Origin of the sequence: Saezia sanguinis (assembly GCF_003991585.1) — a bacterium.
GTDB classification, from domain to species: domain Bacteria; phylum Pseudomonadota; class Gammaproteobacteria; order Burkholderiales; family Burkholderiaceae_C; genus Saezia; species Saezia sanguinis.
Genome location: NZ_PQSP01000102.1, coordinates 1 through 263 on the forward strand (window position 1 = coordinate 1; position 263 = coordinate 263).

Annotated in this window: 1 protein-coding gene; it reads right to left on the reverse strand. The window is 72.2% G+C overall.

The window, feature by feature from the left end:
- Positions 1-263 (reverse strand): hypothetical protein (locus CUZ56_RS15865; RefSeq protein WP_204250953.1); only part of this gene is annotated, 263 nt, incomplete at both ends.

A 263-nucleotide genomic window follows, 5' to 3' on the forward strand; every position in this document is an offset into this window, starting at 1 on the left:
GCCCGTACACCACTCCGGTGAGCTGGTTCCACGACACCGCGGGATCCACCACCAGCACCGCGACTCCGCCGCCGGGCCCGATCGCGGCTGCTTCCCGTTCGGCGTCGGAACCACCGCGCACCAGTACCGCAACCGCTTTCGCCGCCCGCGCCCCGTGAACCGCCTCACTCACGGAGCCGGCGCCCACAGCGAGGAAGATATCGCCGGGCGCCGCCTCCGACCCGGTGGCATCGTGTACCGCGACGCTGCGGATCATGGTCGCC